Below are 12,538 nucleotides of genomic sequence, written 5' to 3'. Positions count from 1 at the left end.
GACCTCGTGCGGCGCCGCCGCTCAGATGCACTTGAAGTAGTCGAAGGGCTCGCGGCATTCCAGGCAGCGATACAGCGCCTTGCAGGCCGTGGAGCCGAATTCGCTCAGCCGTTCGGTGTGGCGGCTGCCGCATTGCGGACAGCTCACTTCCGGCGCCTCGCCCAGCAGGCTGCGCTTGCTGCCACCGGGGGCGGGGGGAGCGATGCCGTAGGCGCTCAGCGCCTGGCGGCCGGTGGCGGTGATCCAGTCGGTGGTCCAGGCCGGGTCCAGGCGGCGCTCCAGGCGCGGGGCGGCGAAGCCGGCGGTCTCAAGAGCCTGCTGGATGTCCTGCTCGATGACCTCGGTAGCCGGGCAGCCGGAGTAGGTCGGGGTCACCACCACATGCAGGTGGCCCTGCTGCCAATCCAGGTCGCGCACGATACCCAGGTCGACCACGCTGACAACCGGCACCTCGGGATCCATCACCGCGCCGAGCACCCGCCAGGCCAGGTCGAGGTCGGCGGGGGTGCCTGGACGGGCGCCGTGACTGCTGGCGATCAGCTCACCAGGTCGCATCGGGATGGGCTCGTTGCAGGAACTGCATTTCCGCCAGCAGGGTGCCCAGGTGTTCGGTGTGCAGGCCACGGCGGCCGCTGAGGTAGAAATTCACCGCAGGGGCGGGCACGGGCAGGGTGGCCCGGGCGAAGGTCTCTTCGACCTGCGCTTGCCAGGCGCTGGCAATGGCCAGCGGATCCGGGCCGATACCTGCCTCCTGCAGCGCCTGCTCTACCTCGTCGCCCTGGGTCAGCTCCACGGTAAAGCGCCAGACCTGGGGCAGGGCAGCCAGCATCCGTGCGTGACTCTCTTCGGTGCCATCGCCCAGGCGCTCGACCCATTCGCCGGAGCGACGCAGATGATAGGTGACTTCCTTGACCGCCTTGGCGGCGATACCGGCGATGCGGGCGTCGCCGGACTCGCTCAGGCCGCGCAGCACGGGCAGGTGCCAGGCGTCGTAGAGGAACTGCTTCGTCAGGGTCACGGCGTAGTCGCCGTTGGGTTGCTCGACCAGCAACAGATTGCGGAAGGCGCGCTCGTCGCGGCGAAAGGCCAGGTGATCGGCATCGCGGCCGTCGGCCAGCAATTCCGCCGCGTAGTCGTACCAGTTGCGCGCCTGGCCCATCAGGTCCAGGCCGACGTTCATCAGCGCCAGCTCCTCTTCCAGCGCCGGGGCCCGGCCGCACCACTCGCACAGCCGCTGGCCCTGGATCAGGGCGCTGTCGGCCAGCCGTAGCAGGTACTCGATCTTGGCGTGATGCTCACTCATGGCAGGGCTCACATGTGGCCGACTTCAGGGGGCAGCTCATAGAAGCTGGCATGCCGGTAGATCTTGTCGTCGGCGGGGTCGAAGAGCGGCTCCTTCTCGTCCGGCGACGAGGCGGTGATCTGCGCCGAGGGCACCACCCAGAGGCTCACGCCCTCACTGCGCCGGGTGTAGAGCTCACGGGCGTTCTCCAGGGCCATGGCGGCATCGGCCGCATGGACGCTGCCGACGTGCTTGTGGTTGAGACCGTGCTTGCTGCGCACGAAGACTTCGAACAGGGCCCATTCAGCCATGGCGGCGATCTCCCAGGGTCAGGCGGCGCTAGTGCGTTGTTGTTTCTTGCGGGCGTGGGCGACCGCGGCTTCGCGGACCCAGGCCCCACCGTCGATGGCGTTGCGGCGGGTGGCCAGGCGCTCGGCGTTGCAGGGGCCGTTGCCCTTGAGCACCTCGTAGAATTCCTCCCACTGGATGGCGCCGAAGTCGTAATGCCCGCGAGCCTCGTTCCACCGGAGCTCCGGGTCGGGCGCGGTGCAGCCGAGCAGCTCCAGCTGCGGCACGGTCTGGTCGATGAAGCGCTGGCGCAGCTCGTCGTTGCTCTGCCGCTTGATCTTCCAGGCCAGCGACTGGGCGCTGTTGGGAGAGTGCGCGTCGTTCGGGCCGAACATCATCAGCGCCGGCCACCAGAGCCGGTTGATGGCGTCCTGCACCATGTCCCGCTGGGCCTGGGTACCCTGGCGCATCATCGTCAGCAGCAGCTCGTAGCCCTGGCGCTGGTGGAAGCTCTCCTCCTTGCAGATGCGGATCATGGCGCGGGAATAGGGGCCGTAGGAGGTGCGCTGCAGGACCACCTGGTTGACGATGGCGGCGCCATCCACCAGCCAGCCCACCGCGCCCATGTCGGCCCAGTTCAGCGTCGGGTAGTTGAAGATGCTGGAGTACTTGGCCTTGCCCGTGTGCAGCTTGGCGATCTCCTCGTCACGGTCGGCGCCCAGGGTCTCCATGGCGCTGTACAGGTAGAGCCCGTGGCCGGCTTCGTCCTGGATCTTGGCCATCAACTGCAGCTTGCGCTTGAGCGTCGGCGCGCGGGTCACCCAGTTGCCCTCGGGCAGCATGCCGACGATTTCCGAATGGGCATGCTGGGAGATCTGCCGGATCAGCGTCTGGCGATAGGCCTCGGGCATCCAGTTCTTGGCTTCGATCTTGATCTCGTCATCGATCTTCTGTTGGAACGCCCGCTCCTCGGGTGACATCTCTTCGAGCGACTTGACACCCTTGGTGCCGGTCTCGACCAGTTGCGCGTACATGAGTCGGCTCCTGTGCAGTGGAGGAAAGAGGTATCGCCTCACAGGTCTTCAGTTCTAAACGATACAAAAAGCAATGTACAGTGCAATTTATCTGTGTCGGTTTATGGGCGCCTGAAGGGCCGCTGGTGGATGTCCCCTGTGGCCATGACCGCCGGTAGAGGCGCTGTTTTGCGGGGAACCCACGGTTGGCAAGCGCCTGCCCGGCCCGTGATCCGATCGATTCACGCACTGCGTAGGCGAGAAAGACGGCTTTGGGACCGAGCACCGAGGCGCCGCCCTCGCGTCTGGAGAGTGGTGGTGGCTCAGGCGCGCTGACGACGGTCGTAGACGTGGCAGGCCTTGCCTTCCGAGCGCTTGAGGCTGTGGCAGGGCTGCAACAGGACCCTGGTACTGATGCCGACGTGGGTCTTGATCTGCCGTGCCAGTTCCTGGGCGATTTGCGCCTGTTCGGTGGCGGCCAGGTGCTGGAGTTCGTGCCGGAGTTCCACATGCACCTCGATGCTGTCCAGGTTGCCCTGGCGGGACAGGTGGAGTTCATAGACCTCGGCCAGGATGCCGGCCTTGAGCACCTGCTCCTCGATCTGGGTTGGAAAGACGTTGACGCCCCGGATGATGAGCATGTCGTCGCTCCGCCCGGTGATCTTGTCGATGCGCCGCATGGGGCGGGCGGTACCCGGCAGCAGGCGGGTCAGGTCGCGGGTGCGATAGCGGATCATCGGCAGGGCTTCCTTGCTCAACGAGGTGAAGACCAGCTCGCCGTATTCACCATCCGGCAGCACGGCACCGCTGACCGGATCGATGATCTCCGGATAGAAGTGGTCTTCCCACACCGTGGGGCCGTCCTTGGTTTCGGCGCACTCCATGGCCACGCCAGGCCCCATGATCTCGGAGAGGCCGTAGATGTCGAGGGCGACGATGCCCAGGCGCTCTTCCACCACACGGCGGAGTTCGGCCGTCCAGGGTTCGGCGCCGAAGATGCCCAGGCGCAGCCGCAATTCGTGCGGGTCCACGCCCTGGCGTTCGATCTCGTCCGCCAGGTTGAGCATGTAGGAAGGGGTGACCATGATGATGTCGGGTTGCAGGTCGCGGATCAGCTGGACCTGCTTCTCGGTCTGGCCGCCCGACATCGGGATCACGGTGCAGCCCAGGCGCTCGGCGCCGTAATGGGCGCCCAGCCCGCCGGTGAACAGGCCGTAGCCATAGGCGATATGCACCCGGTCACCCTTGCGACCGCCCGCGGCGCGAATCGAGCGGGCCATGACACTGGCCCAGGTGTCGATGTCCCCCTGGGTATAACCCACCACCGTCGGCTTGCCGGTGGTGCCGCTGGAGGCGTGCAAGCGCACGATCTCGTGCTGGGGCACGGCGAACATGCCGTAGGGATAGTGATCGCGCAGGTCGCTCTTGCCTGTGAAGGGAAAACGCGCCAGATCGTCCAGGGAGTGCAGGTCGTCCGGGTGCACCTGGGCCTCCTCGAAACGCCGGCGATACAGGGATACGTTCTCGTAGGCGTGCTTCAGGCTCCAGCGCAGCCGGTCCAGCTGATGCTGGCGCAGGCTGTCTAGGCTGGCGATCTCCAGCGGGTCGAGCAGGGCACGATTGGCGTCGAGGGGCAGGTTCATGGCGTCACTCGAAGGTTGTGTTGGGGGCTGCGGGCGGCCTTTGCGCAATGCCTGGGCGTTGCTCAGGCGTCCGGGTTCAGAGGGCATCACTCCTCACGGGTCTCCTGTACCAGCACCGGGCCATGCACGCGGTAGGCCCTGCCGCGGAAGAGGGCGATCAGCTGGCCCTGCTGGTTGTCGATACGGACGTCATAGAGGCCGGTGCGACCGCGCCGGCTCTGCTCGACGGCGGTCGCCACCAGGCGGTCTCCCGCCTGGGCCGGGGCCAGAAAATCGATGCTGCAGCCGCTCGCGACCGTGGCCTGGTCGTAGGTGTTGCAGGCGACCGCAAAGGCCGAGTCGGCCAAGGTAAAGAGCAGGCCGCCGTGGCAGGTGCCGTAGCCCTGCAGGTGGTCTTGCGTGACCAGCATGCTCAGGCGGGCGCTGCCGGGGCCGACGTCGAGCAGCTGGATGCCCAGCTGACGTGAGGCGCGGTCGCGACTGAGCAGGACTTCGGCGCAGGCCTCGGCCAGGGGCTGCGAATGGGCGTCATTCATGCAGGCGACCTCCTTCGGCCAGGGTCCGGCGCAACAGCAGTGAGGGTCGATACCTATCCTCACCATAGCTGCGCTGCAGGTTTTCCAGGGTGGTCAGTACCGGTCCCAGGCCGATCGCCTCCGCCCAGGCGAGTGGCCCAAGGGGGTAATTGACGCCGGCGCAAAGGGCGAGATCCACGTCCGCGGCGGACGCCACCTGATGCAGGACCGCATCGGCCGCTTCATTGGCCAGCATCGCCACCGTGCGTAGCACCGGCAGACCGGGCAGGTCGCGGATCGGTGTGACCTTGAGGCCGGCGTGGCGCAACAGGGCGACGGCCTGATCACGGGCCAGGGGGGTGGTGTCGGCTGCCCAGCTGATGGCCAGGCGGCTAGCCGTGCCGTAGTCCAGCGCCAGATCGAACAGGACCAGATTGCGCAGGCCCTCTTGCCGGGCGCGCTCGCTCGCCAGGCGCCCGTCGCTCAGGGCCAGTACCGCATCGCCCACTCGCAACAGACCGCTACCGGCCCGCTCGGTGACGGCGATCCCCGTGGCCCGCAGGCGCTGCACCAAGGGCCGGGCCACGCCGAGGTCGCCTTCCAGCACGCAGCCGTCGACGGTGGCGGCGCTTTCCAACTCGGTTGGAGCCGGACGGGTCGCGCCTTCGCGATAGTCATAGAAGCCCAGGCCGCTCTTGCGGCCCAGGCGGCCGGCATCGACCAGCTCCTTCTGGATCAGCGAGGGCCGAAAGCGCGGATCACCGTGATAGGCGTTGAACACCGAGCAGGTGACGGCATAGTTGATGTCCTGGCCGATGAGGTCGGTCAGCTCGAAGGCGCCCATGCGGAAGCCACCGGCCTCACGCAGCAGCGCATCCAGCGAGGCGCAGCTGGCGGCGCCTTCCTGCTGCAGGCGCAGACTCTCGGCATAAAAGGGGCGGGCGACGCGATTGACGATGAAACCGGGGGTTGAACGGGTACGGACCGGGCGCTTGCCCCAGCGACGGGCGGTGGCCAGCAGCGTCTCCACTACCTCCGAGTCGGTGGCCAGGCCGCTGACCACCTCGACCAGCGCCATCAGCGGAGCGGGATTGAAGAAGTGCAGGCCGGCCAGCCGCTCGGGTCGCTCGAGACCCGCAGCCAGCGCCGTGATGGACAGCGAAGAGGTGTTGCTGGCGAGGATACAGTCAGGGGTGCAGAGGGCTTCGAGTTGCGCGAAGAGCGCGCCTTTGACCGCGAGGTCCTCGACGATGGCTTCGATCACCAGGCTGACCTCGGCCAGGGCGTCGAGGGACACCGCGGGCCGCAGGCGACTGAGGATGGCGTCGCGCGTGGCGCCTTCCAGCTTGCCCTTTTCCACCAGCCGACCGAGTTGCCAGGCGATGCCATCGATGGCCCGGACAGCGGCGCCGGGGCGGTTGTCGTAGAGCTGCACCTCGTGGCCGGCCTGGGCCGCGACCTGGGCGATGCCGGCGCCCATGGCCCCGGCGCCGATGACCGCGATCCGCGCCGTCTCCGGCAAGGCAACCATCTCAGCGGCCCCTGAAGGTGGGGGAGCGCTTGGCCATGAAGGCGCTGACACCCTCACGATAGTCGTCGCTGCGCCCGGCCAGGCGTTGCAGGTCGCGCTCCAGGTCCAGTTGCTCGTCGAAGCTGTTGTCGAAACTGGCGTTCAGGCTGCGCTTGATCAGCGCCAGTCCGGAAGTGGGCTGGGTCGCGAGATGGCGGGCAAGTTTGAGGGCTTCGTTGCGCAGTTCGGCGTCGTCCACCACCCGGTAGATCAGCCCCCAGTCGGCGGCCTGTTCGGCGGTGAGACGTTCACCCAGCAGGGCGAGCGCCTTGGCGCGGGCCATGCCGATGAGGCGCGGCAGCATCCAGGTACCGCCCGAGTCGGGGATCAGGCCGATCTTGCAAAAGGCCTGGATGAAACTCGCCGAGCGTGCGGCCAGGACCAGGTCGCAGGCCAGGGGGATATTGGCCCCGGCGCCGGCAGCCACGCCGTTCACGGCGCAGATGACCGGCATGGGCAAGTCACGCAGGGCGCGGATCAGGGGGTTGTAGTAGGTCTCGATGGAGGCGCCGAGATCTGGCATCGCCGCCTCGGGTGCCACATTGCGATCGGAGAGATCCTGCCCGGCGCAGAAGCCGCGCCCTTCACCGGTCAGCAGCAGCACCCGCACCTCGGGCGTCTGGCGCACCTGCTTGAGGGCCTCGCGCAGCTCCAGGTGCATCGGCGGGGTGAAGCTGTTGAGCTGCTCCGGCCGATTCAGGCTGAGCAGGGCGACGCCGTCTTCGACGGAGAACAGCAGGTGTTCGAAGGTCATGGGACTGGCTCCAGGGCAGAGGCGGAAAGGGCTTAGCGGCCGACGAAGCGCGGCGGGCGTTTTTCCTGGAAGGCGCGAAGGCCTTCGGTGCGGTCCGCGGTGCCCGCCAGCATGATGAAGGCCTGGCGCTCGATCTTCAGCCCGCTGGCGAGATCCACGTCTTGCGCCTTGAGCAGCACCTCCTTGGCGAGGCGCACCGCCAGTGGCGCCTTGGCCGCGATGAGTCGGCCGATTTCGAGGGCGCGCTCGACGGTGAGTTCGGGTTGGGTGATCTCGCTGACCAGGCCGACGCGCTGGGCCTGGCGGGCATCGATGGCCTCACCGGTGAGCACCATCTGCATGGCCTGGGACTTGCCGACCGCACGCAGTAGGCGCTGGGTACCACCCGCGCCGGGGATGATGCCGAGATTGATTTCCGGTTGGCCGAAGCGGGCGTCGCGGCCGGCGATGAGGATGTCGGCATGCATGGCCAACTCGCAGCCACCGCCCAGGGCGAAGCCGTTGACCGCGGCGATCAGGGGTTTGGAAAAGGCGGCGATGCGTTGCCAGTGGCGGACCCGGGGGTCTTCGAGGGTACCGATCAGATCCCGTTCGGCCATCTCCTTGAGATCGGCGCCCGCGGCGAAGGCCTTGCGGCTGCCGGTGAGGACCACGACGCGGACCTCAGGCTCCCGTTCGGCTGTTTCCAGGGCTTGCGCCAACTCGCCCAGCAGCTCGGTGGAGAGGGCATTCAGCGCCTCGGGGCGCTGGAGGGTGATCAGGCAGACACCTTTCTCCGGCGGCAGCACATTCAGGGTGCGCGGCATGGACACTCCTTTGCAGCAGGCGCGGCTCAGGGCCGGCGTCTTGGTGTTGTTCTGGTTCTGCAGCAGGGTCTCGTTCTGGAACGGGCACTCGACAGCTTCAGTATAGGCACTAACCGATACAAAGAATCAACGCTATGCTTTTAATTTGTGTCTCTTTGTCGTATTGGTTATGTTCTTCAGGGATGGCTGAGGGAGTTTGGGCTTGACCTGCCGTCGTCCCTTGCCAGCCCTTGAGTGCAGCCCTGCCTGGCGAGGCTGCCGCGTGTTTCGTTCAGTCGGCTTGCCAGGGCGGCCGTGTAGAGGAGATCGCTAGATGCCTTGTTATCGACTCGACGGCCTGGTGCCGGTCGTGGATCCCAGTGCCTTCGTGCACCCCACCGCCGTACTGATCGGCGACGTCATCGTCGGACCGGGGTGCTATGTCGGCCCCCTGGCCGCCTTGCGGGGCGACTTCGGGCGAATCTTGCTGGAGGAAGGCGCCAATGTGCAGGACACCTGCGTTCTGCACGGCTTTCCCGCCAGTGACACCGTGGTGGGGTCGAACGGCCATATCGGTCATGGCGCCGTGCTCCATGGCTGCCATATCGGCGCGGACAGCCTGGTAGGCATGAACGCCGTGGTCATGGACAACGCGCGGATCGGCGAGCGCTGCCTGGTAGCGGCCACCGCCTTCGTCAAGGCTGGCTTCGAGTGCCCGCCACTAAGCGTGGTGATGGGCTCGCCGGCCAAGGTGGTGCGCACCCTGAGCGCCGAAGAGCTAGCTTGGAAGCAGCGGGGCACGGCGGAATACCAGTTGCTGGCACAGCGTTGCCGGCAGGGATTGGCGGAGTGTGCGCCCCTGACGGCGGTGGAGGCGAATCGGCCGCGGCAGGTGGATGCCGGTTTCCGCCCCAAGACGCCTTCGCCGTCCTGAACAGCCCTGGAGGGGCGTGGTCAGCGCCGCGGCCGCGCGGGTATAGTCGCGGCTCCTTTTCCATGCGTTCGCCCATGAGCAGTCAGCCGCAACTCGATCAACTGATCGCCCGCTTCCAGCAGAACGGTCCCGTCCGCGCCAGTTCGCTGATCATTACCCTCTATGGCGATGTGATCGAGCCCCACGGCGGCACGGTCTGGCTTGGCAGCCTCTTCACCCTGCTCGAACCCATGGGCATCAACGAACGCCTGGTGCGCACCTCGGTCTTTCGGCTGGCCAAGGAAGAGTGGCTGATCGCGGAGAAAGTTGGTCGTCGTAGCTACTACAGCCTCACTGGCTCCGGGCGGCGCCGCTTCGAGAAGGCCTTCAAGCGCGTCTACAGCGGGGCGCCCGCGGCGTGGGACGGTACCTGGCTGATGGTGTTGCTGTCGCAGGTTCCCGCCGAGCAGCGCAAGCGCGTCCGCGAAGAGCTGGAGTGGCAGGGCTTCGGGGCGCTGGCGGCCAATACCCTGGCCTGTCCGCGCAGCGACCGCGCCGATGTCACGACCACCCTCAAGGAGCTGGGCGTGCTGGACGACAGCCTCATCTTCGAAACCCGCGGCCAGGAGGTGCTGGCGTCCAAGGCCATGCGCCTGCAGGTGCGGGACAGCTGGCGGCTGGACGAACTGGGTGAGCACTACCGCGAATTCATCGCCCTGTTCCGGCCCCTGTGGCAGGCGCTGAACGAGAAGACCGTGCTCGATGCCCAGGAATGCTTTCTGGTGCGACTGCTGCTGATCCACGAGTACCGCAAGCTGGTCCTGCGCGATCCCCAGCTGCCAGACGAATTGCTGCCTGCCGACTGGGAAGGCCGTGCGGCCCGGCAACTCTGTCGCAACCTCTATCGACTCACCGCGCTACCGGCTGAAGGTTACCTGGCCCAGGTGTTGGAAACCGCCGATGGTCCGCTGCCGGAGATGAACGACGGCTTCTATCGGCGCTTTGGCGGGTTGCGCTAATCCAGGGCGGTACCTCAGGGGACCTTGAGTCCACTGGCTAGATCACGAACTCGGCCACCACCAGCTTGAGGCCCGCGGCCAGGCGCGAGACCTCGTTGCTGGCCCCGGAGGTCTGACTTGCGCCGGCGGCGCTCTGATCGGACAGGTCCTTGATGCTGATCAGGCCGCGGTCGATGTCCTTGGCGACCAGCGCCTGTTCTTCGGCGGCCGTGGCGATCAGGGCACTGCGTTCGTCGATGCCGCCCATGGCCTCGGCGATGGCCAGCAGCGCGCCGTTGGCGTCCCGGGCCACGGCAAGGGAGGCGGCGGCCGTCTGGCTGCTCTGCTGCATGGCCTTCACCGCCTCCGTGGAGTCGTGCTGGATGGTGGTGATCATCGTCTCGATCTCTCGCGTCGACTGCTGGGTACGATGGGCCAGCGCCCTGACCTCATCCGCCACCACGGCGAAGCCGCGTCCCTGGTCGCCTGCCCGGGCGGCCTCGATGGCGGCATTGAGGGCCAGCAGGTTGGTCTGCTCGGCGATGGCGCGGATGACGTCGACGACGTTGCTGATGTCCTGGACCCGGCTAGACAGGGTCTGGATCTGGCCGCTGCTCTGGCCAACCTGGGCGGTCAGCCGCTCGATGGCGGCGAGGGTGGAGCCGACGTGCTGCAGGCCGGCCCGGGTAAGAGCGCTGCCCTGTTGCGACGCGCCGGCGCTTTCCTCGGCATGGCGCGCCACCTCGTCCACGGCGGCACTCATTTCCGTCACCGCCGTGGCGACCTGGCTGATCTCGTCGTTCTGCCTGAGCAGGCCATGGTTACCCTCGTCGATCACCGCGGTCATCTCCTCGGCCGCGGCGGCGAGCTGGCCGGAGCTGTCCGCCAGGTGCGCGACGGTGTCGCGCAGATTGGCCTGCATGCCGGCCAGGGCGGTCAGCAGGCCGGCAGCCTCGTCACGGCCTACGACCTGGATGTCTTCGGAGAGATCCTTGTTGGCGATCCGTTGGGCGATGCGCAGCGCTTCGCTGATGGGGAGCGTGATGCTGCGCGTCAGCAGGAGCGCCAGCGTCACGGTGACCAGCAGGGTGGTAGCGATCAGGCCGATGGTCCAGGCCAGGCCGTGATTATAGATCTGGGTCGCCTCGATCCCCGAGGCGGTGGCTCCGCGGTCGTTCAGGGCAGCCAGGTTTTCGATCTGCGTCTGCACCTGATCTGCCGCCGCGCGCAGGCTGCCATTGGCCAGCGCGGAGGCGCCCTGCAGGTCGCCGCGCCGATACAGGGTCTCGAAGGTGTCCAGCTGGCCGAGATAGGCGGAGGTGCCATTCTGCACGGTCTGGTAGAGCTGCTGCTCTTCGTCGCTGGACACCAGCCGTGCATAGGCCTTGACCTGGGTGGAAAAGCGGCCGCGCAGATCGGCCAGGGTATCGACCATTTCCGGTTTGAGCGCCGGATCAAGGGTGCCAAGGCTGCGCAGGCTTTCGAGACGGAGCCGGAGCAGCGCCGCGGTCATCTCGCCGGCCTGGCGGACACTGGGCATCCAGTCCGTTTCCACCTTGATTTCCGACTGCCTCAGCAGGTGCATCTGGGTCACGGCAATGGCGCCGAGCGTGATGACGATTGCTACGATAATCGAGAAGGCCAGAGCCGAGCGGCGGCCCATCTTGAGTGTGCGCATCATCATGACAGTCACCTTGAAGATTCCCAGCTGGACAGTGGGATTGGTTTGTGATGTGCGTCACACGCTATAGGGGGTGTCTTAGCGGTACCTTAAGAAGGCCCAAGCCGCATGGCCATCCGTCTGGCGAAGAGCCATGGGACTGGAAGGCACCGCCAGCGGGGCGCGGGGACCAGCGGTGAACGGCCGCCCAAGTCACGCCGGGGTGCTGGCGGCGGGCGCCCGGCGACCCGCATGCGCCGGACAATCAGGAATCGCTAGCGCGCTGGTACACCCAGCTGGGCCGAGATCCGTGCCGTGGTGGTGAGCATCTCCCGGACGTAGTCGGCCTTGAGTTCCTCACGGAAGCGAAAGCACGGAAAGGACACGCTCAGGCCGGCGACGACCTGGCCGAAACGATCGCGGATCGGCGCGGCCAGGCACCTCATGTTGTCCTCGAATTCCTCGTGGTCCTCGGCAAAGCCCAGGTCGCGAACGCGCGCCAGTTCCGCAAGGTAGGCGTCCAGGCTGTCGAGGGTATTGGGGGTGCGGCGGACAAAGGTTTCCTGGGCCAGGATCTGGCGGACCTCGCCCTCCGGGCGCCAGGCCATCAGGACCTTGCCGATCCCGGTGCAATACAACGGCGCCCGGCGGCCGATGCGCGAATACATGCGCAGGGTGTAGCGCGAATCGAGCTTGTGTACATAGACGATGGCACCTTCGTCGAAGATGCCGAGATGCACGGTTTCTCCGGTGAGATCGTTGAGATGACGCATCCCCGGTTCGGCCTCACGGACCAGGTCCAGCTGGGGCAGGGCGCGGGCCCCCAGCTCGAACAGCTTGACGCTCAGCCGGTAGCGGTCCTCGGTGTCCTGGACCACATAGCCCAGTGCCTTGAGCGTCTGCAGGAAGCGGTGAACGGTGCTCTTGGACAGGCCGAGCTGCTGCGCCAGCTCGGAGACTCCGCAGTCATCCTCGCGCTCGCCAAGAGCCTCCAGTACCGCCAGGGTGCGGCCGACCGCGCTAACCATGTCGTTGCCGAGCGTCGCTGTTTTTTCCATAAGACCGCCTGTCGTCTGGTTGACGGAACACTGTTCCATTCTGATTGACGGATGCGGGA

The 12,538-nt window shown here is 66.8% G+C and carries 13 protein-coding genes and 1 pseudogene; 2 read left to right on the top strand and 12 right to left on the bottom strand.

Annotated features, from left to right (window positions below; translation table 11 throughout):
• Positions 1 to 21 precede the first annotated feature (21 nt).
• From paaD to paaF, 9 genes are all read right to left on the bottom strand, one after another.
• Positions 22 to 555 (bottom strand): 1,2-phenylacetyl-CoA epoxidase subunit PaaD, encoded by a 534-nt coding sequence (gene paaD, locus PJ259_RS06000; protein WP_271655111.1) that lies wholly within the window; start codon positions 553 to 555, stop codon positions 22 to 24.
• Positions 542 to 1,303 carry a 1,2-phenylacetyl-CoA epoxidase subunit PaaC gene (gene paaC / locus PJ259_RS05995; protein WP_271655110.1) on the bottom strand — a complete coding sequence of 254 codons (762 nt, stop codon included), beginning with the start codon at positions 1,301 to 1,303 and terminating at the stop codon, positions 542 to 544. The genes paaD and paaC overlap by 14 nt, the downstream gene beginning before the upstream one ends.
• Positions 1,304 to 1,311: 8 nt before the next feature.
• Positions 1,312 to 1,593, bottom strand: coding sequence for a 1,2-phenylacetyl-CoA epoxidase subunit PaaB (gene paaB / locus PJ259_RS05990; RefSeq protein WP_271655109.1), 282 nt, complete (start codon positions 1,591 to 1,593; stop codon positions 1,312 to 1,314).
• Between the two features lie 18 nt (positions 1,594 to 1,611).
• Complete coding sequence (paaA, locus tag PJ259_RS05985) at positions 1,612 to 2,604, bottom strand: 1,2-phenylacetyl-CoA epoxidase subunit PaaA (RefSeq protein WP_059315166.1); 993 nt, start codon at positions 2,602 to 2,604, stop codon at positions 1,612 to 1,614.
• A 302-nt stretch (positions 2,605 to 2,906) separates the two neighbouring features.
• Positions 2,907 to 4,226 carry a phenylacetate--CoA ligase PaaK gene (gene paaK / locus PJ259_RS05980; protein WP_271655108.1) on the bottom strand — a complete coding sequence of 440 codons (1,320 nt, stop codon included), beginning with the start codon at positions 4,224 to 4,226 and terminating at the stop codon, positions 2,907 to 2,909.
• 86 nt (positions 4,227 to 4,312) lie between these two features.
• Entirely contained in the window at positions 4,313 to 4,762 is a 450-nt protein-coding gene (gene paaI / locus PJ259_RS05975) for a hydroxyphenylacetyl-CoA thioesterase PaaI (RefSeq protein ID WP_271655107.1), read from the bottom strand.
• The gene (gene paaH / locus PJ259_RS05970) at positions 4,755 to 6,272 is read right to left on the bottom strand and encodes a 3-hydroxyacyl-CoA dehydrogenase PaaH (protein WP_271655106.1); all 1,518 of its coding nucleotides are present in this window, start codon (positions 6,270 to 6,272) and stop codon (positions 4,755 to 4,757) included. The genes paaI and paaH overlap by 8 nt, the downstream gene beginning before the upstream one ends.
• A gap of 1 nt (position 6,273) precedes the next feature.
• The gene (gene paaG / locus PJ259_RS05965; RefSeq protein WP_271655105.1) at positions 6,274 to 7,065 is read right to left on the bottom strand and encodes a 2-(1,2-epoxy-1,2-dihydrophenyl)acetyl-CoA isomerase PaaG; all 792 of its coding nucleotides are present in this window, start codon (positions 7,063 to 7,065) and stop codon (positions 6,274 to 6,276) included.
• A 32-nt stretch (positions 7,066 to 7,097) separates the two neighbouring features.
• Positions 7,098 to 7,871: a 2,3-dehydroadipyl-CoA hydratase PaaF gene (gene paaF / locus PJ259_RS05960; RefSeq protein WP_271655104.1), complete on the bottom strand. Its 774-nt coding sequence runs from the start codon at positions 7,869 to 7,871 to the stop codon at positions 7,098 to 7,100.
• 313 nt (positions 7,872 to 8,184) lie between these two features.
• Between paaF and paaY the strand changes: the two genes are divergently transcribed.
• Together paaY and paaX are read left to right on the top strand one after the other, a co-directional pair.
• Positions 8,185 to 8,784 (top strand): phenylacetic acid degradation protein PaaY, encoded by a 600-nt coding sequence (gene paaY, locus PJ259_RS05955; protein WP_271655103.1) that lies wholly within the window; start codon positions 8,185 to 8,187, stop codon positions 8,782 to 8,784.
• A gap of 74 nt (positions 8,785 to 8,858) precedes the next feature.
• Positions 8,859 to 9,782 carry a phenylacetic acid degradation operon negative regulatory protein PaaX gene (gene paaX / locus PJ259_RS05950; RefSeq protein ID WP_271655836.1) on the top strand — a complete coding sequence of 308 codons (924 nt, stop codon included), beginning with the start codon at positions 8,859 to 8,861 and terminating at the stop codon, positions 9,780 to 9,782.
• Positions 9,783 to 9,819: 37 nt separating this feature from the next.
• Here the strand turns inward: paaX and PJ259_RS22870 are convergent, their stop codons facing one another.
• The 3 genes and pseudogenes from PJ259_RS22870 to kdgR all read right to left on the bottom strand — a co-directional run bounded on the left by PJ259_RS22870 (position 9,820) and on the right by kdgR (position 12,479).
• Complete coding sequence (locus PJ259_RS22870; protein ID WP_420480518.1) at positions 9,820 to 10,608, bottom strand: methyl-accepting chemotaxis protein; 789 nt, start codon at positions 10,606 to 10,608, stop codon at positions 9,820 to 9,822.
• Between the two features lie 66 nt (positions 10,609 to 10,674).
• Positions 10,675 to 11,424, bottom strand: a pseudogene (locus PJ259_RS22865) (MCP four helix bundle domain-containing protein); the annotation flags it as partial.
• A gap of 272 nt (positions 11,425 to 11,696) precedes the next feature.
• A complete protein-coding gene (gene kdgR, locus PJ259_RS05940; RefSeq protein ID WP_271655102.1) occupies positions 11,697 to 12,479 on the bottom strand; it encodes a DNA-binding transcriptional regulator KdgR in 783 nt (260 codons plus the stop codon).
• Positions 12,480 to 12,538 lie beyond the last annotated feature (59 nt).

Source organism: Pseudomonas sp. JBR1, assembly GCF_028198185.1.
Taxonomy (GTDB): Bacteria; Pseudomonadota; Gammaproteobacteria; order Pseudomonadales; family Pseudomonadaceae; genus Chryseomonas; species Chryseomonas oryzihabitans_E.
Note: the sequence above shows the minus strand (reverse complement) of the source record. Positions and strands in the feature narration are given on the sequence as shown.

Excerpts from the sequence above, each read along its gene's own strand:
- paaD (WP_271655111.1), bottom strand. The coding sequence starts at position 555 with ATGCGACCTGGTGAGCTGATCGCCAGCAGTCACGGCGCCCGTCCAGGC.
- paaC (WP_271655110.1), bottom strand. The coding sequence starts at position 1,303 with ATGAGTGAGCATCACGCCAAGATCGAGTACCTGCTACGGCTGGCCGAC.
- paaB (WP_271655109.1), bottom strand. The coding sequence starts at position 1,593 with ATGGCTGAATGGGCCCTGTTCGAAGTCTTCGTGCGCAGCAAGCACGGT.
- paaA (WP_059315166.1), bottom strand. The coding sequence starts at position 2,604 with ATGTACGCGCAACTGGTCGAGACCGGCACCAAGGGTGTCAAGTCGCTC.
- paaK (WP_271655108.1), bottom strand. The coding sequence starts at position 4,226 with ATGAACCTGCCCCTCGACGCCAATCGTGCCCTGCTCGACCCGCTGGAG.
- paaI (WP_271655107.1), bottom strand. The coding sequence starts at position 4,762 with ATGAATGACGCCCATTCGCAGCCCCTGGCCGAGGCCTGCGCCGAAGTC.
- paaH (WP_271655106.1), bottom strand. The coding sequence starts at position 6,272 with ATGGTTGCCTTGCCGGAGACGGCGCGGATCGCGGTCATCGGCGCCGGG.
- paaG (WP_271655105.1), bottom strand. The coding sequence starts at position 7,065 with ATGACCTTCGAACACCTGCTGTTCTCCGTCGAAGACGGCGTCGCCCTG.
- paaF (WP_271655104.1), bottom strand. The coding sequence starts at position 7,871 with ATGCCGCGCACCCTGAATGTGCTGCCGCCGGAGAAAGGTGTCTGCCTG.
- paaY (WP_271655103.1), top strand. The coding sequence starts at position 8,185 with ATGCCTTGTTATCGACTCGACGGCCTGGTGCCGGTCGTGGATCCCAGT.
- paaX (WP_271655836.1), top strand. The coding sequence starts at position 8,859 with ATGAGCAGTCAGCCGCAACTCGATCAACTGATCGCCCGCTTCCAGCAG.
- PJ259_RS22870 (WP_420480518.1), bottom strand. The coding sequence starts at position 10,608 with ATGACCGCGGTGATCGACGAGGGTAACCATGGCCTGCTCAGGCAGAAC.
- kdgR (WP_271655102.1), bottom strand. The coding sequence starts at position 12,479 with ATGGAAAAAACAGCGACGCTCGGCAACGACATGGTTAGCGCGGTCGGC.